Origin of the sequence: Fictibacillus nanhaiensis (assembly GCF_019801215.1) — a bacterium.
GTDB lineage: Bacteria > Bacillota > Bacilli > Bacillales > Fictibacillaceae > Fictibacillus > Fictibacillus nanhaiensis_C.
The window spans coordinates 21,037-44,735 of the sequence record NZ_JAHVJO010000008.1 but is presented as its reverse complement, the minus strand read 5'-3'; the positions used below and the strand labels follow the sequence as shown (position 1 = coordinate 44,735).

At 40.1% G+C, this 23,699-nt stretch carries 25 protein-coding genes; all 25 read left to right on the top strand.

Annotated features, from left to right (window positions below; genetic code table 11):
• Positions 1 to 17 precede the first annotated feature (17 nt).
• The 25 genes from KUV80_RS18040 (at position 18) to KUV80_RS17920 (ending at position 23,658) form a co-directional block, all read left to right on the top strand.
• Positions 18 to 788: a TatD family hydrolase gene (locus KUV80_RS18040; RefSeq protein WP_222464124.1), complete on the top strand. Its 771-nt coding sequence runs from the start codon at positions 18 to 20 to the stop codon at positions 786 to 788.
• 216 nt (positions 789 to 1,004) lie between these two features.
• A complete protein-coding gene (locus KUV80_RS18035) occupies positions 1,005 to 2,207 on the top strand; it encodes a G5 and 3D domain-containing protein (RefSeq protein WP_222464111.1) in 1,203 nt (400 codons plus the stop codon).
• Between the two features lie 187 nt (positions 2,208 to 2,394).
• Complete coding sequence (gene rnmV / locus KUV80_RS18030) at positions 2,395 to 2,958, top strand: ribonuclease M5 (RefSeq protein WP_222464110.1); 564 nt, start codon at positions 2,395 to 2,397, stop codon at positions 2,956 to 2,958.
• Between the two features lie 6 nt (positions 2,959 to 2,964).
• Complete coding sequence (gene rsmA / locus KUV80_RS18025) at positions 2,965 to 3,840, top strand: 16S rRNA (adenine(1518)-N(6)/adenine(1519)-N(6))-dimethyltransferase RsmA (RefSeq protein WP_222464109.1); 876 nt, start codon at positions 2,965 to 2,967, stop codon at positions 3,838 to 3,840.
• A gap of 79 nt (positions 3,841 to 3,919) precedes the next feature.
• Positions 3,920 to 4,786 carry a sporulation peptidase YabG gene (gene yabG / locus KUV80_RS18020; protein WP_222464108.1) on the top strand — a complete coding sequence of 289 codons (867 nt, stop codon included), beginning with the start codon at positions 3,920 to 3,922 and terminating at the stop codon, positions 4,784 to 4,786.
• 300 nt (positions 4,787 to 5,086) lie between these two features.
• A complete protein-coding gene (gene veg, locus KUV80_RS18015) occupies positions 5,087 to 5,347 on the top strand; it encodes a biofilm formation stimulator Veg (RefSeq protein WP_066238125.1) in 261 nt (86 codons plus the stop codon).
• A gap of 137 nt (positions 5,348 to 5,484) precedes the next feature.
• Positions 5,485 to 5,667, top strand: coding sequence for a small, acid-soluble spore protein, alpha/beta type (locus KUV80_RS18010; RefSeq protein WP_222464107.1), 183 nt, complete (start codon positions 5,485 to 5,487; stop codon positions 5,665 to 5,667).
• A 134-nt stretch (positions 5,668 to 5,801) separates the two neighbouring features.
• The gene (gene ispE / locus KUV80_RS18005) at positions 5,802 to 6,665 is read left to right on the top strand and encodes a 4-(cytidine 5'-diphospho)-2-C-methyl-D-erythritol kinase (RefSeq protein ID WP_222464106.1); all 864 of its coding nucleotides are present in this window, start codon (positions 5,802 to 5,804) and stop codon (positions 6,663 to 6,665) included.
• A gap of 60 nt (positions 6,666 to 6,725) precedes the next feature.
• Positions 6,726 to 7,556 (top strand): pur operon repressor, encoded by an 831-nt coding sequence (gene purR, locus KUV80_RS18000; protein WP_222464105.1) that lies wholly within the window; start codon positions 6,726 to 6,728, stop codon positions 7,554 to 7,556.
• A complete protein-coding gene (locus KUV80_RS17995) occupies positions 7,556 to 7,930 on the top strand; it encodes a RidA family protein (protein ID WP_222464104.1) in 375 nt (124 codons plus the stop codon). The genes purR and KUV80_RS17995 overlap by 1 nt, the downstream gene beginning before the upstream one ends.
• 284 nt (positions 7,931 to 8,214) lie before the next feature.
• Positions 8,215 to 8,505, top strand: a complete 291-nt coding sequence (gene spoVG / locus KUV80_RS17990; RefSeq protein WP_066238133.1) for a septation regulator SpoVG — start codon at positions 8,215 to 8,217, stop codon at positions 8,503 to 8,505.
• Positions 8,506 to 8,715: 210 nt separating this feature from the next.
• Positions 8,716 to 10,095, top strand: coding sequence for a bifunctional UDP-N-acetylglucosamine diphosphorylase/glucosamine-1-phosphate N-acetyltransferase GlmU (glmU, locus tag KUV80_RS17985; RefSeq protein ID WP_222464103.1), 1,380 nt, complete (start codon positions 8,716 to 8,718; stop codon positions 10,093 to 10,095).
• A 31-nt stretch (positions 10,096 to 10,126) separates the two neighbouring features.
• Complete coding sequence (locus KUV80_RS17980) at positions 10,127 to 11,077, top strand: ribose-phosphate diphosphokinase (protein ID WP_222464102.1); 951 nt, start codon at positions 10,127 to 10,129, stop codon at positions 11,075 to 11,077.
• A gap of 97 nt (positions 11,078 to 11,174) precedes the next feature.
• Positions 11,175 to 11,828: a 50S ribosomal protein L25/general stress protein Ctc gene (locus tag KUV80_RS17975; protein WP_222464101.1), complete on the top strand. Its 654-nt coding sequence runs from the start codon at positions 11,175 to 11,177 to the stop codon at positions 11,826 to 11,828.
• A gap of 109 nt (positions 11,829 to 11,937) precedes the next feature.
• Complete coding sequence (gene pth / locus KUV80_RS17970; protein WP_222464100.1) at positions 11,938 to 12,498, top strand: aminoacyl-tRNA hydrolase; 561 nt, start codon at positions 11,938 to 11,940, stop codon at positions 12,496 to 12,498.
• A gap of 64 nt (positions 12,499 to 12,562) precedes the next feature.
• Positions 12,563 to 12,793, top strand: coding sequence for an anti-sigma-F factor Fin family protein (locus KUV80_RS17965; RefSeq protein WP_222464099.1), 231 nt, complete (start codon positions 12,563 to 12,565; stop codon positions 12,791 to 12,793).
• 105 nt (positions 12,794 to 12,898) lie between these two features.
• A complete protein-coding gene (gene mfd, locus KUV80_RS17960; protein WP_222464098.1) occupies positions 12,899 to 16,438 on the top strand; it encodes a transcription-repair coupling factor in 3,540 nt (1,179 codons plus the stop codon).
• Positions 16,439 to 16,581: 143 nt separating this feature from the next.
• Positions 16,582 to 17,118, top strand: coding sequence for a stage V sporulation protein T (gene spoVT, locus KUV80_RS17955; protein WP_222464097.1), 537 nt, complete (start codon positions 16,582 to 16,584; stop codon positions 17,116 to 17,118).
• 395 nt (positions 17,119 to 17,513) lie between these two features.
• Entirely contained in the window at positions 17,514 to 19,103 is a 1,590-nt protein-coding gene (locus KUV80_RS17950; protein WP_222464096.1) for a putative polysaccharide biosynthesis protein, read from the top strand.
• A complete protein-coding gene (gene mazG / locus KUV80_RS17945; RefSeq protein ID WP_222464095.1) occupies positions 19,100 to 20,539 on the top strand; it encodes a nucleoside triphosphate pyrophosphohydrolase in 1,440 nt (479 codons plus the stop codon). Before KUV80_RS17950 ends, mazG begins: the two co-directional genes overlap by 4 nt.
• A gap of 127 nt (positions 20,540 to 20,666) precedes the next feature.
• On the top strand, positions 20,667 to 20,939 hold the full coding sequence (locus KUV80_RS17940) for an HU family DNA-binding protein (protein WP_222464094.1): 273 nt from the start codon (positions 20,667 to 20,669) through the stop codon (positions 20,937 to 20,939).
• Between the two features lie 2 nt (positions 20,940 to 20,941).
• Positions 20,942 to 21,208, top strand: a complete 267-nt coding sequence (locus KUV80_RS17935; protein WP_222464093.1) for an RNA-binding S4 domain-containing protein — start codon at positions 20,942 to 20,944, stop codon at positions 21,206 to 21,208.
• Between the two features lie 1,165 nt (positions 21,209 to 22,373).
• A complete protein-coding gene (yabP, locus tag KUV80_RS17930) occupies positions 22,374 to 22,682 on the top strand; it encodes a sporulation protein YabP (RefSeq protein WP_222464092.1) in 309 nt (102 codons plus the stop codon).
• A complete protein-coding gene (gene yabQ, locus KUV80_RS17925) occupies positions 22,679 to 23,278 on the top strand; it encodes a spore cortex biosynthesis protein YabQ (protein WP_222464091.1) in 600 nt (199 codons plus the stop codon). The genes yabP and yabQ overlap by 4 nt, the downstream gene beginning before the upstream one ends.
• Before the next feature lie 20 nt (positions 23,279 to 23,298).
• A complete protein-coding gene (locus tag KUV80_RS17920; protein ID WP_222464090.1) occupies positions 23,299 to 23,658 on the top strand; it encodes an FtsB family cell division protein in 360 nt (119 codons plus the stop codon).
• Positions 23,659 to 23,699 lie beyond the last annotated feature (41 nt).

The following is a 23,699-nucleotide window of genomic DNA, read 5'->3' as shown; positions in this document are numbered from 1 at the left end:
AGTTGAAAGGAATGTCCATTATGTTTGATACACATGCACATTTAAATGCAACACAGTTTGAAGAAGATCGCCAAGCGGTCATTCAGCGAGCTTTAGATGAAGGTGTTACACACATTGTTGTCGTTGGTTTTGACCGTGAAACCATAACAGGAGCAATGAAACTTGCTGAAGAGTATGACTTTATCTATGCTTGCGTAGGTTGGCATCCGGTAGATGCAATCGATATGACGGATGAAGATTTGGACTGGATCGAGGAGCTTGCAGCACATCCTAAGGTTGTTGCTTTAGGAGAAATGGGACTTGATTATCATTGGGACAAATCGCCGGCAGATGTTCAAAAAGAAGTATTCAGACGTCAGATACGACTAGCGAAAAAAGTGAAGCTGCCTATCGTTATTCATAACAGGGAAGCAACACAAGATGTTGTAAACATATTGAAGGAAGAAAACGCCCATGAGGTTGGCGGGATTATGCACTGCTATAGTGGCAGTATAGAAGTTGCCCGACAATGTATGGACATGAATTTTTACATAAGCTTTGGTGGACCTGTAACATTTAAGAATGCCAAAAAGGTTAAGGAAGTTGCTAAAGAAATTCCGATGGATCGTCTATTGATAGAAACGGACTGTCCTTATTTAAGCCCTCATCCACTAAGAGGCAAAAGAAATGAACCGTCTTATGTAAAATATGTAGCTGAATCACTTTCAGAAATAAAAGCTCTTCCACTTGAAGACATCATAAAAAAAACTTCCGACAATGCTTTTCAAATTTTTAGCATAGACCGTTAGGATATGCTGTCGGAAAATAGCAAAGCATGAAGAATATCTCGTTAAGCTTTCAAAAAATGACAAAAGGGACAGGAAATTTGTCAAACGTTTTTTCTTCCCTTTTTCCTTCTTATCCGGTCATAATTATGCTTGGGTCAATTAATGACGAAAAGGAGGGGTATTTGACAGAGAGAAAAAAGATATTTATAATGCAGTCCTTGTAGGGGAGGAAAACAGATGTATAAAAATATTACAGCTTTGTTCTCGAGTTTTACTAGAAAGAAACTTTATCTTTCTATAGCCGCTCTTCTCGTTTTGGCGGTAACTACTGGATTCGTAGGTTATGAAACTACGAAAGCGGAAGTAACACTAATGCTTGACGGAAAGAACAGGCAAGTTAAGACACATGCAGATACTGTAAGAGAACTTCTAAGCGAACATAACATAGAACCCAACCAGCATGATCTAGTAAAACCTGGGCTAAATGCAAAGGTAACGGATAATATGAAGGTTGATTATCTTGAAGCGAAGAAAATCGTCCTTTCTGTAGACGGAAAAGACAAAACGGTATGGACTACAGCGAAAACAGTTGAGCAAGTCATTAAAGAACAACGTTTGACGCTAAAGGAACATGATGTTATTAAGCCAAGTCTGACAGCTGAAGTTGAAGATGAGACAAAAATCAACATTGATTCAGCATTTCCGGTTAAGCTTGTTGTCGGCGGGAAAGCCCAACAAGTATGGACCACTTCGACTACCGTCGCTGACCTTTTGAAGCAACAAAAGGTATCATTAGGTGAAATAGACCGAGTATCTCCTGCTAAAACAGAAAAAATCACAAGTAAGACGCAGGTAGAAGTCATCAGAGTAGAAAAGGTCACCGATGTAGTGGAAGAAGAAACACCGTTTGCTACCGTTAATCGTAAAGACAGCGGATTAACGAAAGGCAAAGAGCGTGTCGTGCAAGATGGCAAAAATGGCAAACTTCAAAAGCGCTATGAAGTCGTTATGGAAAATGGAAAAGAAGTTTCTAGAAAATTGCTAGGCGAAAAAACGTTATCAGACAGCACAGATAAAATCGTGGCTATAGGAACAAAAGTACAGCCTCCGCCGGTTGTATCACGTAGCAAAGCATCCAGCAATTCAGGCGGCAGAGAGATATATGTAACAAGTACAGCTTATACGGCAAACTGTAAAGGCTGTTCGGGTATTACTGCTTCAGGGTATAACTTAAAAGCAAATCCGAACGCGAAAGTAATTGCAGTCGATCCAAATGTTATTCCGTTGGGCTCAAAAGTATATGTTGAAGGGTATGGATATGCCATTGCTTCAGATACTGGAGGAGCGATAAAGGGTAATAAGATAGACGTGTTCTTTTCTTCTCAATCACGTGCAGAGTCTTGGGGAAGAAAAACAGTTAAAATCCGTATTATTAATTAAGTAATGAATGAAAGTCTTAAGAGAGCACGGGGAAAATCCCTGTGCTTTTTTTGATGAGTAACGAATCCCTTATTTTTGTTAACCTAGACTTTCTTGACGCCTGGGGTATACTAGTAAAAGATGTTTTTTCGTTCAAATAATTAGACGTTCTAAGACCTAAAAAGGTTTCACCGTTTTGGAGGAAATCATGAAAAAAATTAAAGAATTTATTATTGTTGAAGGAAAATGTGATACGCTCGCAATTAAGCGATCAGTTGATGCAGATACAATAGAAACAAATGGCTCAGAAATTAGTATAGATACCTTAAATCGTATAAAAAGAGCTCACGAGATTCGAGGAATCATTGTTTTTACAGATCCTGATTTTCCTGGAAAAAGAATTAGGCAAATCATCTCAGAGTATGTTCCAGGGTGTAAGCACGCCTACTTAGCAAAACAAGATGCAATTGCTAAGGGTGACAAAGGAGTAGGTGTTGAACACGCTTCTAATGAGGCTATTGTAGAAGCTCTTTCACATGTCAGAGAAGAGATGATGGAGCCTGAATCTGAGTTGATTTCTTGGGAAGATCTCATAGCAGCCGGCTTGACAGGTGGCGCTGGTTCGAAAAGAAGGCGTGAGATGCTTGGGGCAGAGCTGCGTTTAGGCTATATGAATGCTAAGCAATTATACAAACGTCTGAATATGTTTCGCGTAACTCAAGCAGAATTTCAGCAAGCTCTAGAGGTGCTTTATAGAAATGAGGAGGATTAGAAGGGTATGAGAAAAGATATTTCAACTCCCCAATCAACAAAAGCCATACTTGAAAAGCATGGTTTTACATTTAAGAAAAGCTTAGGTCAAAACTTTTTAATTGACCGCAACATATTAAATAATATCGTGAACGCAGCCGATTTAACGGAGACTTCGGGAGTAATTGAGATCGGTCCTGGTATCGGTGCACTAACCGAGTTTATAGCAAGGGCTTCAAAAAAAGCGGTCGCGTTCGAAATTGATCAGCGCCTTTTACCTATTCTAGAGGAAACATTAGCCCCTTATCCGCATGTCGAAGTCATTCATTCCGACATTTTAAAGGCAGACATCCATCAAGTGATAAATGAACACTTTGAAGAAGGACAAGACTTAATGGTAGTGGCAAACCTGCCTTATTACGTGACTACACCCATAATCATGAAGCTCCTTCAAGATAAACTTCCGATACGGGGTATTGTTTGTATGATTCAAAAAGAGGTAGCAGACCGTTTAGCAGCCTCTCCTGGCACAAAGGATTATAATTCTCTTTCTATTGCCATTCAATATTATGCAACAGCTGAAACGATGATCAAAGTCCCTAAAACGGTTTTTGTTCCAGCTCCGAATGTAGATTCATCGGTTATTAAACTGACGATTCGCAAAGAGCCTGCTGTAATTGTTAAGGATGAAGCCTTCTTTTTTGACGTTGTACGATCTTCCTTTGCTCAAAGAAGGAAGACATTATGGAACAATCTGACGAGTCAGCTTGTTTCCAAAGAGAAGAAAGAAGAGCTGCAATCGATTTTGGATGAAATAGGCATCGATCCAAAACGACGAGGAGAAACTTTAACGATAGAAGAATTCGGTAAATTGGCAGATGCACTTTTACCTCTTGTAAAATAAACCTCATTTTTCCCCCTATGTTCTCATACTCTTATAAAAGGAATGGTGGGAGCTAGTTACTCCAAATAGGGGGAGTAAAATGAAACTAGAAATCGGATCAATTGTAACAAGAGACTCTTACAAAAGGGATTTGCTTTTTCGAATTGTGGGTTTTAGTGAAGACAGGACGATTGCGGAACTCGCTGGTGAAGAGCTTAGATTGTGGGCAGATGCTCCAGTGGAGGATTTATTTGTTGTGGACGATAAACAAGTGTCTGAACATCGTCAAGTTGTAAAGGAGAAGGAAGAATCTTCTTTTAAATTATTCAGACAAGATTATTATTTGTTAAGACAAAAACGGGAGTACCTTTCCACGAACGGGTATCAGTATGATCAATCCTATTTTGAGTTACCCGGAAGAGTATTGCATGTAGATGGCGATCCCCTTTATTTAAATAAATGCCTAGAGCTATATAAAAAACTAGGTGTTCCTGTATATGGTATTCATATGAAAGAGACAGACATGCCAGAGAAGGTTCCAGCATTGGTTGATGAAGTTAGACCGGATATTCTCGTCATTACCGGTCATGATGCTTATATGAAGTCTAAAGGTGATCATTCGGATGTAAATGCATACCGGCATACAAAATACTTCATAAGAACTGTTCGTGAAGTTAGAAGAAAATATACACATTTGGATCATTTAATGATTTTTGCTGGAGCATGTCAGTCTCATTTCGAATCATTAATCAAAGTTGGATCGAACTTTGCAAGCTCACCTGCACGAATTAACATACACGCTCTTGATCCGGTGTACATCGTTTCAAAAATTAGTTTGACTTCATTTATGGACCGTGTAAATGTTATGGACGTATTAAGAAACACGCTCACTGGTAAAGAAGGACTAGGTGGAGTAGAGACTAAAGGGTTTCTGCGAACAGGAATGCCAATTAAAACGAAACCATAATCAAGAGCTCCGGATTACCGGAGTTTTTCATTTTATTTGTTTGGATTGTTGTGTAATCCGTATTGCTTTTTTAAAGAGCATTTTCTTTAAATTACAATGGAAATGGACAAAAAGTAAGAGTAGAAAATTAAAAATTATTCATTCTGCACATAATTGTCGAAAAAAAACACATACTAAAAAAGCAAAAAAAGGATATTTGGTCATTGACATGAAAATGCTTTAGTTGCTATAATGAAAATTTTAATTTGACAAAAAAACACGATTTGTGTTATAATTTGTCTAAGTGAGGTGGAGCCTAAAATGGGTAAAACAATTGTGGACATTAGACGCTCTTTAGAGTCCAACGTGGGTAGAAGACTTTCTTTACGTGCGAATGGCGGTCGACGCAAAACGATCGAACGACTAGGAACACTGGAAGAAACATACCCTGCGGTTTTTATTATCAAATTAGATCAGGACACCAACGCTTTTGAACGTGTTTCTTATAGTTACGCGGATGTACTCACAGAAACAGTAGAACTTACATTCTTAGAAGATACACAAGCAGCAATCGGGCAGTAAGAATTCTTTACTGCTATTTTTTTTACCTATTCTCTTCGTGTATCAGCATCTAAACATATACATAATGGAAAGTTAGAAATGAAAGACCCTATTTTGGAGATACTAATATGTATCGCATATGAAAGGGGTCTTTTATTATGGCGCAAAACAAACAAGGAATGATGTCAGAGGCCTTAAAGACCGAGATTGCTAAAGAGCTTGGTTTTTATGATAAAGTTCAACGCGAAGGATGGGGCGGAATCAGTTCCAAGGATGCAGGCAATATGGTGAAACGCGCACTCGAAATAGCCGAGCAAGGTTTAAATAAAACAAAGAAGTGAATATGCGATATTATGAAGCCGGAGACGCTTACGTTTCCGGTTTTCGACTATTCATTTTATCTACATACAATACGTATAACTGTGTTACTATTAAAAATATCAAAATTGTGAAAGATTTTTAGGCAGGGATAATGATGATTAATAATAAAGTATCCATTAAAGCTCCAGCAAAAATAAACCTTTCTCTAGATGCTTTGAAGAAAAGAGAGGATGGGTTTCACGAAGTAGCCATGGTCATGACCACGGTTGATCTTGCTGATCGGATCGAACTGACTTTATTAGAAACTAATGAGATTAAAATCGAGAGTTCTGGTGGCTTCGTCCCTTTAGATGAGCGGAATCTGGCTTATCAGGCAGCATTGCTTCTTAAGAAGATGTTCGGTATTAAGCAAGGGGTATTTATACATATTTCAAAACACATACCCGTAGCTGCAGGATTAGCAGGTGGGAGCAGCGATGCAGCTGCAACTCTAAAAGGTCTTAACCAGCTTTGGAACTTAGGGTTGTCACTTGATGAGTTAGCAGAACTTGGGGCAAAGATTGGCTCTGACGTATCGTTTTGTGTATATGGCGGTACTGCACTTGCTACTGGACGAGGAGAAAAAATTCAGCACATCTCATCACCTCCTCCTTGCTGGGTCTTATTAGCAAAACCGCCGATCGGAGTTTCGACAGGTGAAGTATACCGCAATCTAAAACTTAAAGGTATTGATCACCCTGACGTAAATGGGATGGTTAAAGCGATTGAAGATAAGGATTATGACCAGATATGCAAGCTGTTAGGAAATGTATTGGAATCGGTCACGCTTGAAATGTACCCAGAAGTAAGGCACATTAAGGAGCAAATGATGAAGCTCGGCGCTGATGCTGTTTTGATGAGCGGAAGCGGACCGACAGTGTTTGGGCTATTCCAGCATGAATCAAGACTTCACCGAGTATACAATGGACTAAGAGGCTTTTGTCATGAAGTTTATGCTGTTCGTTTAATAGGGGAATGATTGATAAAATCCGTATAAAAATGGTATATTATCTTCAAACATTCGGTTTTGGAGGAAATTATGAAATTAAAAAGAAGCGGAAGAATGGTGGATTTAACAGCCTACCTACTTCATCATCCCCATCAGCTCATTCCTTTATCTTATTTTGTAGACCGCTATGAATCAGCTAAATCCTCTATTAGTGAGGATCTTGCTATCATTAAAGAACATTTTGAACAGCACGGTTTAGGACAAGTTCAAACCGTTCCAGGTGCTGCAGGCGGTGTTAAATATATCCCTGGTATTGATCATGCAGAAGCGGAAGCGACGGTTAACGAACTTGTTCAATTGCTCGAAGATCCTAGCCGTATATTACCAGGAGGTTATTTGTACGTTACAGATGTAATCGGCAATCCAAGGCTCGTTAATATGATTGGCCGGTTGTTTGCCTCTGTATTTTCGTCACGTAAAATTGATGTGGTGATGACGATCGCAACGAAAGGGATACCGCTGGCTTATGCTGTAGCTACCCACTTAAATGTTCCTGTTGTCGTGGTAAGAAGCAACAGCAGGGTAACAGAAGGCTCCACAGTAAGCATCAATTATGTATCTGGATCTACGAAGCGCATCCAAACGATGGCGCTTGCCAGAAGAAGTATAAAGCAGGGTTCACGTGTCCTCATAATCGATGATTTTATGAAGGCAGGCGGAACGATTAAAGGTATGATCAGCTTAATCGATGAGTTTCAAGCACATATTGAAGGAATAGGTGTACTCGTTGAAGCGCAAGAAGTTTCAGAACGTCTAGTTGACGACTATGTTTCAATTGCACGTCTTTCTCAAGTTAATGAAAAAGAAAACCGGATTGAAGTAGAAAAAGGTAATTATTCTCTAGATGGGAGAAATGCATAATGAAAAAAATCCATACTATAGAAGCACCGGCAGCGATCGGACCGTATTCACAAGGTATTGTATCGAACCAATTATTTTTCAGTTCAGGGCAAATCCCGCTTACAAAAGACGGGGTTATGATTGACGGAGATGTTAAAGATCAGACACATCAAGTTTTTCGCAATCTACAGGCAGTTCTTCAAGAAGCCGGCTCCTCGCTTGATCAAGTGATCAAGGCAACCGTTTTTATAAAAGACATGAATGAATTTGCTGATATTAACGAGGTGTACGCCCAATACTTTGCTGATCACAAGCCAGCAAGATCATGTGTAGAAGTAGCCCGACTGCCTAAAGACGCTAAAGTAGAGATCGAAGTTATTGCACTTACTAGTTAAGCTCCCAATAGGGGGCTTTTTTTGTCCACAATAATAACACCGTGAATGTTTCAAATTGACAATAAAGACGAACATGCGACAAAATATCTAAGCCGAATTACTCACACCATAAAATTTTCAAGACTTTTCTCATTGAATCTCTAAAAAAATATGCGATTTAAACGTTGATGCAGTGCGGGTTAACAAATTTTTTAAAAATTTTTATTTTTCAAAGAAGGATTTTGTAAAATGTTGAAGAATTGTAGTATTACGTTCTTATTATTGGAAAAAGGTGGTGTTTGTGAATGGAAGTGACTGACGTAAGATTACGCCGTGTAAATACAGAAGGCCGTATGAAAGCGATTGCCTCCATTACAATCGATCATGAATTTGTTATTCATGATATTCGAGTAATTGATGGCAATAATGGAATGTTCGTAGCTATGCCAAGCAAACGAACACCAGATGGGGAGTTCCGAGATATCGCACATCCGATTACTTCAAGTACTCGAGAAAAGATTCAAAATGCGGTATTAACAGAATATCACCGTATGGGAGAAATGGAGTCTGCTTTAGAAGAAGCAGGAGCTTCTTAATATCCTAATAAGAATCAAGAGCCTGGTCAAAAATGATTAGGTTCTTTTTTATTGCCTATTTTTATCACAAATTTACCCGATATCATCTGAAATTTACTCAACTTTGTATCAAACCATTGACAATCCCGCGTCACTTCTTGAAATGACCACTCGTTTAAGATATATTCGTAATGGTATATTAAGAATTAGGAAAATGGATGGAGGTTCACTATGACAAATCGCTATGCGGTCATTCTTGCTGCGGGTCAGGGAACAAGGATGAAATCCAGATTATATAAAGTATTACATCCTGTTTGCGGTAAGCCGATGGTTCAACATGTAGTTGACCAGATCAGCTCACTTCAAATGAAGCAGATGGTTGCGGTTGTCGGTCATGGAGCAGAAAAGGTTCAAGACCAGTTAGGTGACCATATCGAATATGTTCTACAAGAAGAGCAGCTTGGAACAGCACATGCTGTTATGCAAGCCGAGAGAGTATTAGCAGATAAAGAAGGAATCACGCTTGTAGTATGTGGTGATACTCCGCTTATTACTTCTGGAACAATGGAAAAACTGATTGCCGAACATGTTTCTCTTGATGCTAAGGCTACTATTCTTACTGCAAAACCGGAAGATCCAACAGGCTATGGACGTATTATTCGCAATAGTGAAGGAACGGTTGAGCGAAACGTTGAGCATAAAGACGCTACAGAAGAGCAACGAAAAGTGAAGGAAATAAATACAGGAACGTATTGTTTTGATAATAAAGCGTTGTTTGAAGCACTTAAGCAAGTAAACAACGATAACGTTCAAGGGGAATACTACTTGCCTGACGTGATCGAGATTTTGAAAAACGCAGGGCAGGTTGTAGCCGCGTATCAAACTCCAGATTTTAATGAGACATTAGGGGTGAACGACCGTGTGGCATTATCTCAAGCTGAGAGCTTCATGAAAAAACGCATCAATGAGCGCCACATGAGAAATGGTGTGACACTAATCGATTCTGAACAAACGTACATTTCCGACGATGCTGAAATTGGCAGTGACACGGTTATTTATCCAGGCACTGTTATTTTAGGGAAGACGAAAATCGGCGAAGAAAATGTAATCGGACCACAAACTGAAATAAAAGATAGTGTGATCGGAAACGGGAATACCATTCGCCAATCCGTGATTCACGATAGTGAAGTAGGTACAGAAACAAATATTGGTCCATTCTCTCACATTCGTCCAAAGTCTGTGCTTGAGGATAAAGTAAAGATTGGGAACTTTGTAGAAGTAAAAAAATCCGTTATGAGTACGGGAAGCAAAGCCTCTCATCTTAGTTATATCGGTGATGCTGAAATCGGCAAAGATGTAAATCTGGGCTGTGGATCCATAACCGTCAATTATGATGGGAAGAATAAATTTCTCACGAAGGTAGAAGATGGGGCATTTATAGGATGCAATTCCAACTTGATCGCTCCTGTTACAGTCGGAAAGAACGCTTATGTCGCTGCTGGTTCTACCATAACGAACGATGTGCCAGCTGAATCGCTGTCTATTGCAAGGTCTCGTCAAACGGTAAAAGAAAACTATGTTCAAAAACTTAATGAAAAACAAAACCAATAAATATTAAGAGTGGGGAAGGATGAAGCCATCAATGAGTACGTATGTAGATCCTACGTTAAAGGTTTTCACGTTAAATTCAAATAAGGAATTGTCGAAAGAAATTGCACAGCACATTGGTATTGAACTTGGGGAAAGCTCTGTAACAGAATTCAGTGACGGAGAAATTCAAATCAATATAGAAGAAAGTATCCGCGGATGTGAGGTTTATGTTATTCAATCTACGAGTGACCCTGTAAACCAACATTTAATGGAGCTATTAATCATGATCGATGCACTGAAGCGTGCGTCTGCAAAAACAATTAATGTCGTTATTCCTTATTACGGTTATGCTCGCCAAGATCGTAAAGCGCGTGCTCGTGAACCGATTACAGCTAAACTCGTTGCAAACTTGCTTGAAACAGCAGGAGCAACGCGTGTTATTGCCATTGATCTACATGCCACTCAAATTCAAGGCTTTTTTGATATCCCAGTAGACCAGCTATTAGGCGTGCCGATCTTAGCCAATTATTTTGACAATAAAAATCTCGATGACATCGTAATCGTTTCACCTGATCATGGCGGAGTTACGAGAGCTCGTAAAATGGCAGATCGTTTAAAGGCGCCAATTGCGATCATCGATAAGCGACGTCCACGTCCGAATGTTTCTGAAGTGATGAACATTGTAGGTAATATTGAAGGGAAGACAGCGATATTAATCGACGATATTATTGACACAGCAGGAACAATAACACTAGCTGCTAATGCACTTGTTGAAAACGGCGCTAAAGAAGTTTATGCATGTTGTACACATCCTGTTCTTTCGGGACCAGCTATGGATCGCATCCAAAACTCTCAAATTAAAGAACTCGTTGTAACAAATACGATCGTTCTACCTGAAGAAAAGAAGATCGATAAAGTAACACAGCTTTCTGTAGCCCCATTGTTAGGCGAAGCGATTATTCGCGTACATGAACAGCTTTCTGTTTCAAAACTGTTTGATTAAAAACTTTGCCAGGAGATTTTTAACTTCGCGTTTTAAAATCTTTCACTTCGGGTAATCCTTTAAAGAGACTCGAAATAGGAAAGGTGGATCTCTATATATGGCAACGAATCTAACAGTCGAAAAACGCAATACGGACAAACGTTCCATGCTGACGGAGTTAAGAAGTAAAGGACATGTTCCTGCAAACCTATACGGATACGGAACCAAGTCTGTTGCTCTATCTGTGGATGAACCTGAATTTATTAAAGCTTACAGAGAAGTAGGCAAAAATGGAGTCCTTAAACTAAAAGTGGATGGAAAAGATTATTCTGTAATGGTACAGGAAATGCAAGTTCATCCATTAAAGAACGCTGTTACACATATTGATTTTATAGCGATTGACTTAAATAAAGAAACAGAAGCCGATGTACCGGTTGTTCTTACTGGTGAATCTGCAGGTGTAAAAGAAGGCGGTATTTTGCAGCGTGTACTCGCTACAGTTTCTGTTAAAGCGTTACCTGCTGATTTCCCAGAACAGCTTGAAGCCTCTGTAGACGCATTGGAAATTGGTGATTCTTTAACAGTGAAGGATCTGCCGACAGGGAAAAATTACGAGATTCTTCATGAAGAAGATGAAGTCATCGCAAGTGTTACACCTCCGAAGATTCAAGATGAAGAGACGGACGAGGAAACAGAAGAAGCGGATGAGGCTGGAGACGCACCTGAGTCTTCAGAATCTGTAACACAAGACAGTCAGGAAGAAGAAAAGTAAGACGAATAGAGTAAATATAAAACGCAGCAGTGTGCTGCGTTTTTATTCTGTTTAGAAGAATTCATGTATAATTGGGTGTATGACTAGTTGAAGGTTAGGTGAACGAAAAGTGAAATTGTTTATTGGACTCGGGAACCCTGGATCTAGATTTGATGGAACCCGGCATAATATAGGGTTTGAAGTCATCGATAAGCTTTCCGAATCCCTGAACATACCGATGCAGAAAACGAAATTTAAAGGGTTATACGGAACAGGAATTGCAGAAGGCGAGAAGATATTCATTTTAAAGCCATTAACTTATATGAACTTATCAGGTGAATGTATAGGTCCTTTTATGGATTATTTTCAGATCCCGGTTGAAGATATTTTAGTGGTATATGATGATCTTGATACTTTACCCGGAAAGTTAAGACTGCGAACAAAAGGCAGTGCTGGCGGACACAACGGGATAAAATCCATGATCGCTCATCTCGGTACTCAGGAGTTTAAACGTATCCGTTTCGGCATAGGGCGTCCAACGAACGGTCAGCCTGTTCCCGATTTTGTACTTAACCGTTTTTCAAAAGAAGAACAGATTGATGTAGAACATGGTATAGAAAGAGCTGTAAAAGCAAGTGAAGCCTTTATGGAGACTTCATTTGATAAAGTAATGAATAAGTTTAACGGGTAAAGAATAGATTACACATGTTCCGCTCATAATGGTTAGTATAATGCTAACCGAAAGGGGACCGTACATGGCTATTCATTACCGGTGCAGGCATTGCAAAACACATGTTGGCACTATAGATCATCATTCTGTAAATGCATCCAGCCTTGGATTTGAAGCGTTAAATGCAGAAGAACGGCAGGAATTACTCTCCTATAAAGAGAATGGAGATATAGATGTAACGACCACTTGTGAAGATTGTCAGGACACATTAGAACGCTATCCTGAATTTCATACACTGAAATCTTTTATTCAATAAGGTGTTGCTTTGGCCTTACTTCATTAGGGCCAAAGCCTTTTTCTGTTTATTATTTCACAACGATATAGAATGCGAGATTAGCGCGCGTGAGAGGGGGAGAACGCTTTGTTAGGATTGAAGAAGTATTTTAGTCAGGGAGAAGATTTTGACTCCATTGTAGATGGCATACGTGCTGGATTAAAAGAACAGCTTGTAGCGGGACTTTCGGGTTCTGCACGGACGATGCTTATCAGCAGTCTTTATGAAAACACAGGAAAGCCACAATTAGTCATCACACATAACTTATTTCAAGCCCAGAAACTATATGAAGATCTAACTTCTCTTCTATCTGAAGATGAGGTTTATTTGTATCCCGTCAATGATCTTATTTCTTCGGAGATGGCGATTTCCAGTCCAGAGCTTAAAAGTCAGCGAATTGAAGCATTAAACTATTTAAGCGCCGCTTCAAAAGGAGTCATCATCACACCTATAGCAGGACTTAGAAGGTACTTGCCTCCCATTGATACTTGGAGAGAAGCAGGCCTGTCTTTCCGCATGGGAGAGGAAATTGAACCTGAGCGAATATTAAACAAATTAGTAGCAATGGGTTATGAAAGAACTTCAATGGTACAAACACCCGGTGAATTCAGTGTTCGGGGTGGAATCATTGATATCTACCCTTTAACGTTAAAAAATCCGGTCCGGATTGAGCTTTTTGATACTGAAGTGGATTCTATCCGCTACTTTGAAGCAGAAACTCAGCGGTCAAAGGATAAAGTACAAGAGATCTCAATTGCTCCGGCTGAGGAACTCATATTATTTCAGGAGCATTATGAAAAGGCTGCCGATAGAATTGACGAAAAACTTGCATCCACGTTAAAGCATATAAAAGATGATTCCCTAAAAGAATTGCTTGTTGAAAATATTAGCTATGAAACAGGACGTTTGCGAGAACACCAGAAATTTCAGAGCATGTATAAATACGCTTCGCTTTTTTATGAGAAACCGGGAAGTATTTTGCAGTATGTTTCTTCAGATTGTTTAATTATCATGGACGAAATCGGACGTATTCAAGAAACGAGTCAGCAGCTTGATAATGAAGAAGCAGAGTGGCAAACGGCATTGCTGGAGCATGGAGAGCTCGTACAAGACCTGGAGTTATCACCAGACACCAATGCGCTCCTTGGCGATAAGAAAAAGTTTCCCATTATTTATTTATCTTTGTTTTTAAGACATATCCCGCATACACAGCCACAGAACATATTGAATGTAGAATGCAAGAGCATGCAGAACTTCCACGGTCAGATGAATGTCTTAAAAGGTGAGATGGATCGGTGGAAAAAGCTTGGTTTTGCGATTGTTTTTGTTGCGTTAAATAAAGAACGTGCAAACCGGCTTGAAAGAGTTCTCGCTGATTACGAGATGGATGCCGGATTAATAGATGAGAAAAAAGAGGTTCGTCCAAAAACGAGCCAGATTATGATTGGAGACCTAGCTAGCGGATTCGAATCGGCCAAACAAAAGCTAGTTGTGATAACAGAAGAGGAAGTATTTACGAAAAAAGCGAAACGCCCGGCAAGAAAGCAGCGGATGACAAATGCAGAACGAATAAAGAGCTACTCAGAGCTAAAGGTAGGCGACTATGTCGTTCATGTTAACCATGGGATCGGAAAATATTTAGGTATTGAAACGCTAGAGATTAAAGGTGTTCATAAAGATTATCTGCACATCAAATATTCCGGCAACGACAAGCTCTATGTACCTGTAGAGCAGATCGATCAAGTTCAAAAGTATGTAGGCTCGGAAGGTAAAGAACCGAAGATTTATTCATTGGGCGGAAGTGACTGGAAAAAGGTTAAAAACAAAGTTAAATCTTCTGTTCAAGATATTGCAGATGACTTGATAAAGCTTTATGCCGAACGTGAGGCAAGCAGAGGATACGCATTTGCTGAAGATGGTGCTGAACAAAGTGAGTTTGAGAGCAGTTTTCCTTATCAGGAAACCGAAGATCAGCTTCGTACGATCGATGAGATTAAAAAAGACATGGAAAGCATACGTCCAATGGACAGACTGCTCTGTGGAGATGTTGGATACGGAAAAACAGAAGTGGCCATACGTGCCGCATTTAAAGCAATCATGGATGGAAAACAAGTGGCTTTTCTTGTCCCGACAACCATACTCGCCCAACAGCATTTTGAGACGTTCCGGGAACGATTCTCGGAGTTTCCGATTACGATCGGGAGCTTAAGCCGTTTTCGTTCAAAAAAGGAACAAAATGAAGTTATTAAAGGTTTAAAAGCTGGAACTGTTGACATTGCAATCGGTACGCATCGCCTGCTTTCTAAAGATGTGCAGTATAAAAATCTGGGACTGCTGATCATCGATGAAGAGCAGCGATTTGGCGTCACGCATAAAGAGAAGATTAAAACGTTAAAATCAAACGTGGATGTGTTGACGTTAACAGCCACTCCTATTCCTCGTACACTGCATATGTCAATGCTTGGCGTTCGTGACTTATCAGTGATCGAGACACCACCGGAAAACCGTTTCCCTGTTCAAACGTACGTGATGGATTATAACGGATCGCTCGTTCGGGAAGCGATTGAGCGGGAGATGGGGCGCGGAGGACAAGTTTATTTCTTATATAACCGCGTGGATTCGATCGAACGAATGGCTGAGCAAATTTCAATGCTCGTCCCAGATTGCCGGGTTGCCTATGCACATGGTCAAATGTCTGAGAACGAGCTAGAAACCGTCATGCTTGAATTTTTAGAAGGAAATTATGATGTATTGGTTTCGACTACGATCATTGAAACCGGGGTAGATATTCCAAACGTAAACACACTCATCGTCTATGATGCAGACAAGATGGGCTTATCACAGCTTTACCAGCTTCGCGGACGTGTTGGGCGTTCCAACCGTGTAGCTTATGCGTATTTTACGTACCAGCGCGACAAAGTCTTAACAGAGGTTGCGGAAAAACGTCTTCAGGCGATAAAAGAATTTACAGAGCTTGGTTCAGGCTTTAAGATTGCGATGCGAGACCTTTCTATACGAGGCGCAGGGAACCTGCTCGGGGCTCAGCAGCATGGATTTATTGATTCTGTAGGTTTTGATCTGTACTCTCAAATGCTTGAAGAAGCAATAGAGGAACGCAAAGGAACAAAACCGAAAGAAGTGGAGGAAGAAGTCGAGCTTAACCTAGAAGTGGATGCTTACATCCCTACGAGCTACATTGCCGATGAGAAACAAAAGATAGAAATGTATAAACATGTTCGTGCGGCCAAAGCACTAAAAGACATATCGGATCTAGAAGAGGAATTTGTAGACCGGTTCGGCGATTACCCTGTTGAAGTGGAATGCTTGCTGCTCGTTGCCGGCATTAAATTGAGAGCAAAAAGAGAAGGCGTTAAATCAATCGAACAAAAACAAGATACGGTTACGATGCTTCTTCAAGAAAAAACAACAGCATCACTTGATGGCGGAAAAATGTTTGAGATCGCCAACAAGATCGGAAGACATGTTAATCTCGGAATGCAAAATAATTTAATGAAAGTCACCATTGGACGTAAACGTCTTAAGGACTTAGAGCTATTAAAACAAATTGATCTTTTCCTAAAAGAGATAAAGCATGCTAGGAAAGAAAAGACAACAAATTCACCATAAATTTCCCTTAACCCCTCTTAATCATGAATAGAACAAGAGATGTAACAAATAATAAATCTAGAGAATGGAACATTCTTCAAAAGAAGGGACCATTTTGTTGTTACATCAGTGAACTATCATCCGAAAGAGAGGGCTTTATTTATATGAAAGCGACTGGTATCGTTCGACGCATTGATGACCTTGGGCGCGTTGTTATTCCTAAAGAAATCCGCAGAACATTGCGTATTCGTGAGGGAGATCCGCTTGAGATTTTTGTAGACAGAGATGGAGAAGTTATCTTAAAAAAATACTCTCCTATTAACGAGCTAGGTGATTTTGCGAAAGAATACGCGGAAAGCCTTGCTGACAGTACAGGACATGTTGTATTAATTGCTGACCGTGATACATACATTGCGGTAGCTGGCGGATCCAAGAAAGACTACCATAATAAAGCTATAGGCAAAGTAGTGGAAGCATCCATGAGTGACCGGAAGACGTTAGTTGAATCCAATGGCGCGGATGCCGAGCTTATAGACGGGATTAAAGAAAATACATCCCATGTTATCGCACCAATTATTGCAGGCGGAGATCCAATCGGTGCTGTGGTCATGATTGGGAAAGAAGGAAAAAAGCTTACTGAACTAGAGCAGAAACTTGCTGAAACTGCAGCTGGTTTTCTAGCCAGACAGATGGAGCATTAAGAAAGGGCGATTTTTGCTCTTTCTTTTTTTAGGTAGTTTTCGCAAATTTTGTTGTTCCTGAAAGTTATTGATTTCCGTTTCAGGATACTCGCTTTCCGGGGGGCGTGCGGTGAGCATCCTTGGTGCAAGCACCATCAGGAGTCTCACCTGCCCCGCTTCTCCCCCAGGAGTCTCGCACCTTGCTCTACAATCAACTTGTCAAAGAAGAAAATAAAAAATGACCCCTTAGCTACAATCTTTTAGAAAAGAGTCTCTCTTTGATGATATAATCCGGCAGCCCCGATTTCATGTATGGTATAATACGTTGAATTAACGAGAAAGAAATAGGTGTGTCGATATGTGTCGTCCTGGGAAATAATTAGATGGATACACCATAAGAAATATTGAGGTATCACATGAACCCAAAGAAAACTTCTGTGTGGGAAGGTGCTTTACTGCTGACCGCAGCAGCCCTTGTCGTAAAATTATTGAGTGCCATATACCGAATTCCCTATCAGAATATGACAGGTGATTTCGGTTTTTATGTATTTCAGCAGGCTTATCCATTTTATGCAATTGCAGCTGCAATTGCTTTTACCGGATATCCCATGGCATTATCGAAAATGATTGCCTCCGAAAAAAATAACAAGGACCATCTTATAAAAACTTCTTTTTGGACATCCTTTTTGTTAGGCATTGTAACATTTTTGATGCTGTTCCTTACAGCCCCCTTTATCGCACGCTTGATGGGAGATGACGAACTAAGCTTGCCAATACGGGTGCTTTCAGTCCTGTTTTTGTTCATTCCGCTTTCTGCTTTCTTCAGGGGCACGTATCAAGGCTATGGAGACATGCAGCTGACAGCTGTTTCACAATTGATTGAACAGACCGTGAGAGTGTCTGGCATATTATTGATTTCTTTCTATTTTGTTGCTCGTGGATATACCAGCTATGAAACGGGAGCAGGTGCCTTAACAGGTTCTGTACTAGGAGCAGTTGCTTCAGGGTTATTTCTTTTGTTCTTTTGGAAAAAAGGCATAGCTCCAGCTTACAACCCTCAGGCTGAAATCAGATTTTTATATGGAGCAGAATTGCTTAAAACAAGTATCTATCTTTCTTTAAGTGCACTCGTATTAGCATTACTTCAGCTCGTTGACGCCTTTCTGTTTGTAAACGTATGGGTGAATAGCGGAATGGAAGCTTATGATGCAAAGCTTTTGAAAGGGATATTTGACCGTGGACAACCTCTTATACAGCTAGGTACGGTGGCCGCAGCAAGTGTTGCACTGGCCGTTGTACCAGAAATGGCTAAATTAGTTCAAAAAAGAAAAAAAGCCGAAATTCAAGCCTTAGCGAGGCTTTCTATAAAAATTTCTTTTGTTTTTGGAGGAGCTGCAGCTGTAGGTCTGATTAGTATCATGAAGCCAGTAAATGTTATGCTTTTTAAAAATGAAGATGGTTCGTTAGCACTTGCCATTTTGTGTGTTTCCATTGTCTTTGTTTCTCTTATTTATACATCTACAGGTCTTTTACAAGGGCTTGGACATGGAAGGTATACCGCGTTTACGGTATTACTAGCTGTACTGATTAAGATTGCAGGAAACCTATACTTGATACCGGTGTACGGTATGGAAGGCGCAGCCCTTTCAACGGTGCTGGCAACATGTACCGCATCTGTATTACAAATGATAAAGCTGCAGCATGCCACTCAGTTTTTGACCGGTGCACGAATATGGAGTATCGTGTCATTCCTAATTTCATTATTTATTATGGCAGCGGTCGTTATGCTATGGGTCACAACCGTCCAAAATGTTTTCTTTGAAGAAAATAACAGGGTTGTCGCGATGTTTACGAGTATCAGCTCAAGTATAATTGGTGCCGTAACCTATCTGATAAGTATGACCAGACTAAAACTTTTTTCCAAAGAGGAATGGGAAACTTTATATCATTCTGTCAGTATAGTTAAAAAGATCTTGAACCACCTGAAAAAAAGGAGACCTACATGAAAAAAATCACAGTTATAGGCTTAGGTGCAGGAGACTTAGATCAAATGACACTCGGTATTTACCGGATGTTAGAGAATGCACAAACGGTGTATGCAAGAACGAAACATCATCCGGCGATCGAAGAACTCTCTAGGCAAGGAAAAGCATTTGTTACATTTGATGATATCTATGAAAAACATGATCAGTTTGAGCCTGTCTATAAAGAAATCGCAGAAACACTTTTCCAAGCAGCACATACATACGGCGATGTACTGTATGCCGTTCCTGGTCATCCTTTAGTCGCTGAACAGGCTGTGCAGATTCTCCTCCATACGGCACATGAACATGGTGTAGAGGTTTCGGTAGCAGGCGGAAAGAGCTTTCTTGATGAAATGTATACCGCTTTAAAGATCGATCCGATTGAAGGATGTCAAATACTAGATGGAACTTCATTAAAGAAAGAAGAAATTCAAATTCGTCATCACCTTGTCATCGTCCAAGTGTATGACGCTTTTATTGCATCGGATGTTAAACTAACGCTTATGGAGAAATACCCGGATAATTATGAAGTCTCAGTCGTTACTGCAGCTGGAAGCAGTGACGAGACGATTTTCAAGGTTCCGCTTTATGAATTGGACCAGACGGTAACGCTTAACAATCTTACTGCTGTATATGTCCCTCCCGTTCATGAAGAAACCCTTATGTATAGAGACTTCTCTTTTTTAAAACAGGTTATTGAGAAATTAAGAGGTCCTGGGGGATGTCCTTGGGATCAGAAACAAACGCATGTCTCATTAAAAAAATATTTGATCGAAGAAGCATATGAAGTGCTAGACGCGATCGATGAAGAAGATGATGAAGCGCTTGCTGAAGAGCTTGGTGATGTGCTTCTGCAAGTTCTGCTTCATGCCGAGATCGGAGAAGAAGAAGGATTTTTTTCAATGGATGATGTGATTAGCACATTAACCGAAAAAATGATTCGCCGCCACCCGCATGTATTTGGTGATACAAGTGCTGCTGATGCAGATGAAGTCGTGGCCAATTGGGATGCTATAAAAGCGCAAGAATCAGGTAAAGAAGATCGAGAGTCTCTCCTGGACGGTGTGCCTAAGGGGATACCTGCTATTCAAAAAGCTTATCTATTTCAGAAAAAAGCGGCAAAGGTCGGATTTGATTGGAAAGAAGCAGAACCCGTTTATGATAAGATCTTAGAAGAACTAAAGGAATTTCAGGATGCAGAAGGCGAAGAACAGCTAAAAGAACTTGGGGATCTTTTGTTTTCGGTTGTAAATCTAGCGCGTTTTTATAAAATAGACCCAGAAGAGGCTCTGAATGCCACGAACAAAAAGTTCTACAAGCGATTTCGCTATATAGAATCAGCTTTAAAGGAGAAAAACCTTTCGTTTGAAGACGTTACATTAGAGGAAATGGACCGTTTTTGGAATGAGGCAAAATAATTTTTTTTTCAACAAAGAAGGATTATAGTGAGAAATAGAGAATATTTTCTCGAGAAATATCATGAAACCCTTAATTATAAAGGGTTTCTAGCGAATTCTTTGATAGAAACTTTAGGAGGTAATTAAAATGAACAAAAATGAATTGGTAACAAATATCTCAGAAAAGTCAGGTCTTACGAAAAAAGATGTAGAAACAGTCGTTAATGGCGTAATCGATGAAATCACTTCCGCTTTAAAAGGTGGAGACAAAGTACAGTTTGTTGGATTTGGAACTTTTGAAACTCGCGAGCGTTCTAGCCGTACAGGCCGCAACCCTCAAACAGGTAAAGAAATTCAAATCCCTGCTGCTACCGTTCCAGCATTTAAAGCAGGCAACAAGCTGAAAGAAGCAGTAAAATAAGCATGCGCTTAGACAAGTTTCTGAAAGTCTCCCGTCTGATTAAGCGGAGAACCGTGGCGAAGGAGATTTCAGATCAAGGGCGTATCTCGATAAACGGACTGCAGGCTAAAGCGTCTTCTGATGTGAAGATAGGAGACGAGCTTACGATTCGTTTTGGACAAAAGCTTGTAAAAGTAAAAATCAACGAGCTGAAAGATACGACCAAAAAAGAGGACGCGGATAACATGTACACCGTTCTCGAAGAAAACCGCATCGAAACGACTGAATAAAGAACCTGAATTCTTCAGGTTCTTTTCCTTTTTGTTAATAAAGGAAAGCTCTCTGCCAAATTATCATTGGATTAGGAGAAGTTTTGGAACAAAACTTTACCTTTTTTATTTTTCGATAAGCCACCATGCAAATCTGACTGGTCTGAAGAGGCAAAAACAAGTAGGCGATTGCCGTTTTGAAGGGCCACCGAGGTTGAATCCTAAAGTTTTGCCTGTGAATCCAAAAATTTTGGGCCTGAATCCACGAGTTTTTATGCTGAATCCAAAAAAAATGAGGATATATCCACGAGTCTGCAAATATCGACAAATATCGCCAACCACTCGCCAAGTTTCCGGGGCTAACCGGTCATTTCAGCTTTTCATTGTCCAGCTTCAGCGGCTAAAAGCTCGAGTCACATTCTCTCCTTCCAAGGATACAAAAAGCGTATCCATTGTCAGGAGATTATGTGTTTGTCGCTTTTAAACGAGCCGCTTCAGCTTTTTTATATTGTCCAGCTTCAGCGGCTAAAAGCTCGAGTCACATTCTCTCCTTCCAAGGATACAAATAGCGTATCCATTGTCAGGAGATTATGTGCTTGTCGCTTTTAAACGAGCCGCTTCAGCTTTTTTATATTGTCCAGCTTCAATGACCAGCCCCTCGAGGTCACTTTCCTCTTTCCTTGTGACACAAAAAGCGTGTCTTCAGTCAAGAGTGAAGTGCTTGTCGGGGCTAACCGGTCATTTCAGCTTTTCATTGTCCAGCTTCAGCGGCTAAAAGCTCGAGTCACATTCTCTCCTTCCAAGGATACAAAAAGCGTATCCATTGTCAGGAGATTATGTGCTTGTCGCTTTTAAACGAGCCGCTTCAGCTTTTTTATATTGTCCAGCTTCAATGACCAGCCCCTCGAGGTCACTTTCCTCTTTCCTTGTGACACAAAAAGCGTGTCTTCAGTCAAGAGTGAAGTGCTTGTCGGGGCTAACCGGTCATTTCAGCTTTTCATTGTCCAGCTTCAGCGGCTAAAAGCTCGAGTCACATTCTCTCCTTCCTAGGATACAAAAAGCGTATCCGTTGTCAGGCGATTATGTGCTTGTCGCTTTTAAACGAGCCGCTTCAGCTTTTCTATACAGCTTGTTCTATTCTCCTTCGTTGTTTCATACATATGTATGGAATAGAGGAGGGGAATGTATGGACCAACGATATGATTTAAACGGATATAATCAAAAAGTTAATGCTCCGGCCCATGATGTTAGAATGATAGGAAGAAAGAATCTGGAGATCACGGGTGTCAAACAAGTGGAAAGTTTTGATAATGAGGAATTCCTGCTGGAGACATCAATGGGCTTTTTAGCGATACGCGGGATGAACTTAAAGATGAAGAACCTTGATGTAGAGTCTGGAGTAGTCAATATCGAGGGAAAGGTATTCGACCTCGTGTACTTGGACCAACAGAGTACGGATAAGAAACAAGGCTTCTTCGGCAAATTGTTCAAATGACCTTAACTGTTCAGTTTCAAACAATGCTGGCTATGGTTTTCATGGGGATTTGGATCGGCATGGCAGTAGACACGTATGGCCGGTTTATCCATGAAAAGCGGAAATGGCACTGGTTTCATTTTTTAAATGATCTCCTTTTTTGGCTTGTACAGGCTTTACTTGTATTTTATGTGCTGCTCCACGTCAATCATGCTGAAATCCGTTTTTATATATTTATCGCCTTAATTTGTGGTTATGCGGCATATCGAGCTTTATTTGAGTCGATTTACAAAAAGCTTCTGGAATGGTTTGTAACAGTCGTAGTTTCTCTGTTCGGTTTTTTGTCTCGCCTTTTTCATGGGTTAATCGTTATGCCGATCAAATGGTTGTTCATGATCGTTACGGGTATTCTTTTATATGTATTAAGAATTGTCCAAAGAATCGCTATCATATTATTAAATATTGTTCTTGCACCATTTAAATGGCTTGGACGACTTGTATGGCGTTTCATTCCGAAACAAAAATGGTATAATTTAAAAGATAAATCTTTAAAAGTTGCAGGGTTTTTGAAGTCTGTGAAGAATAGATTGAGCAATTGGAAGGGAAATAAGAAGTAAAGGAGGGGAAGAACGAACAAATGCGCCAAAAAAAAATTACAGAGATTCACTCACAATACATCCAGAATAAAGAACGCCATGAAAAGGTGGTCGCTAAACGTAAACGCGGATTATATAGGCGTTTAACGGGGGCTTTTATCGTATTTTCCTTTTTTGCTTTTTTGATTATTACGGGTATTGCAGAGCAACTCTCCCTTTTAAACGAAAAACAGTTGGAACAGGAAGAGCTTGGTGAAGAGTACAAAGCTCTTCTGGAAGAAAAGGCACAACTTAAAGATGAAGTGAATAAACTAAAAGACGTAGAATACATTGGAGAAATCGCCAGACGTGACTTTTTTATGTCAAAGCCCGGTGAGACCATATTTAAACTTCCAGAATAAAGCATAAAGCGTTGATTGACACGCAGATTTTTTCAAATGTA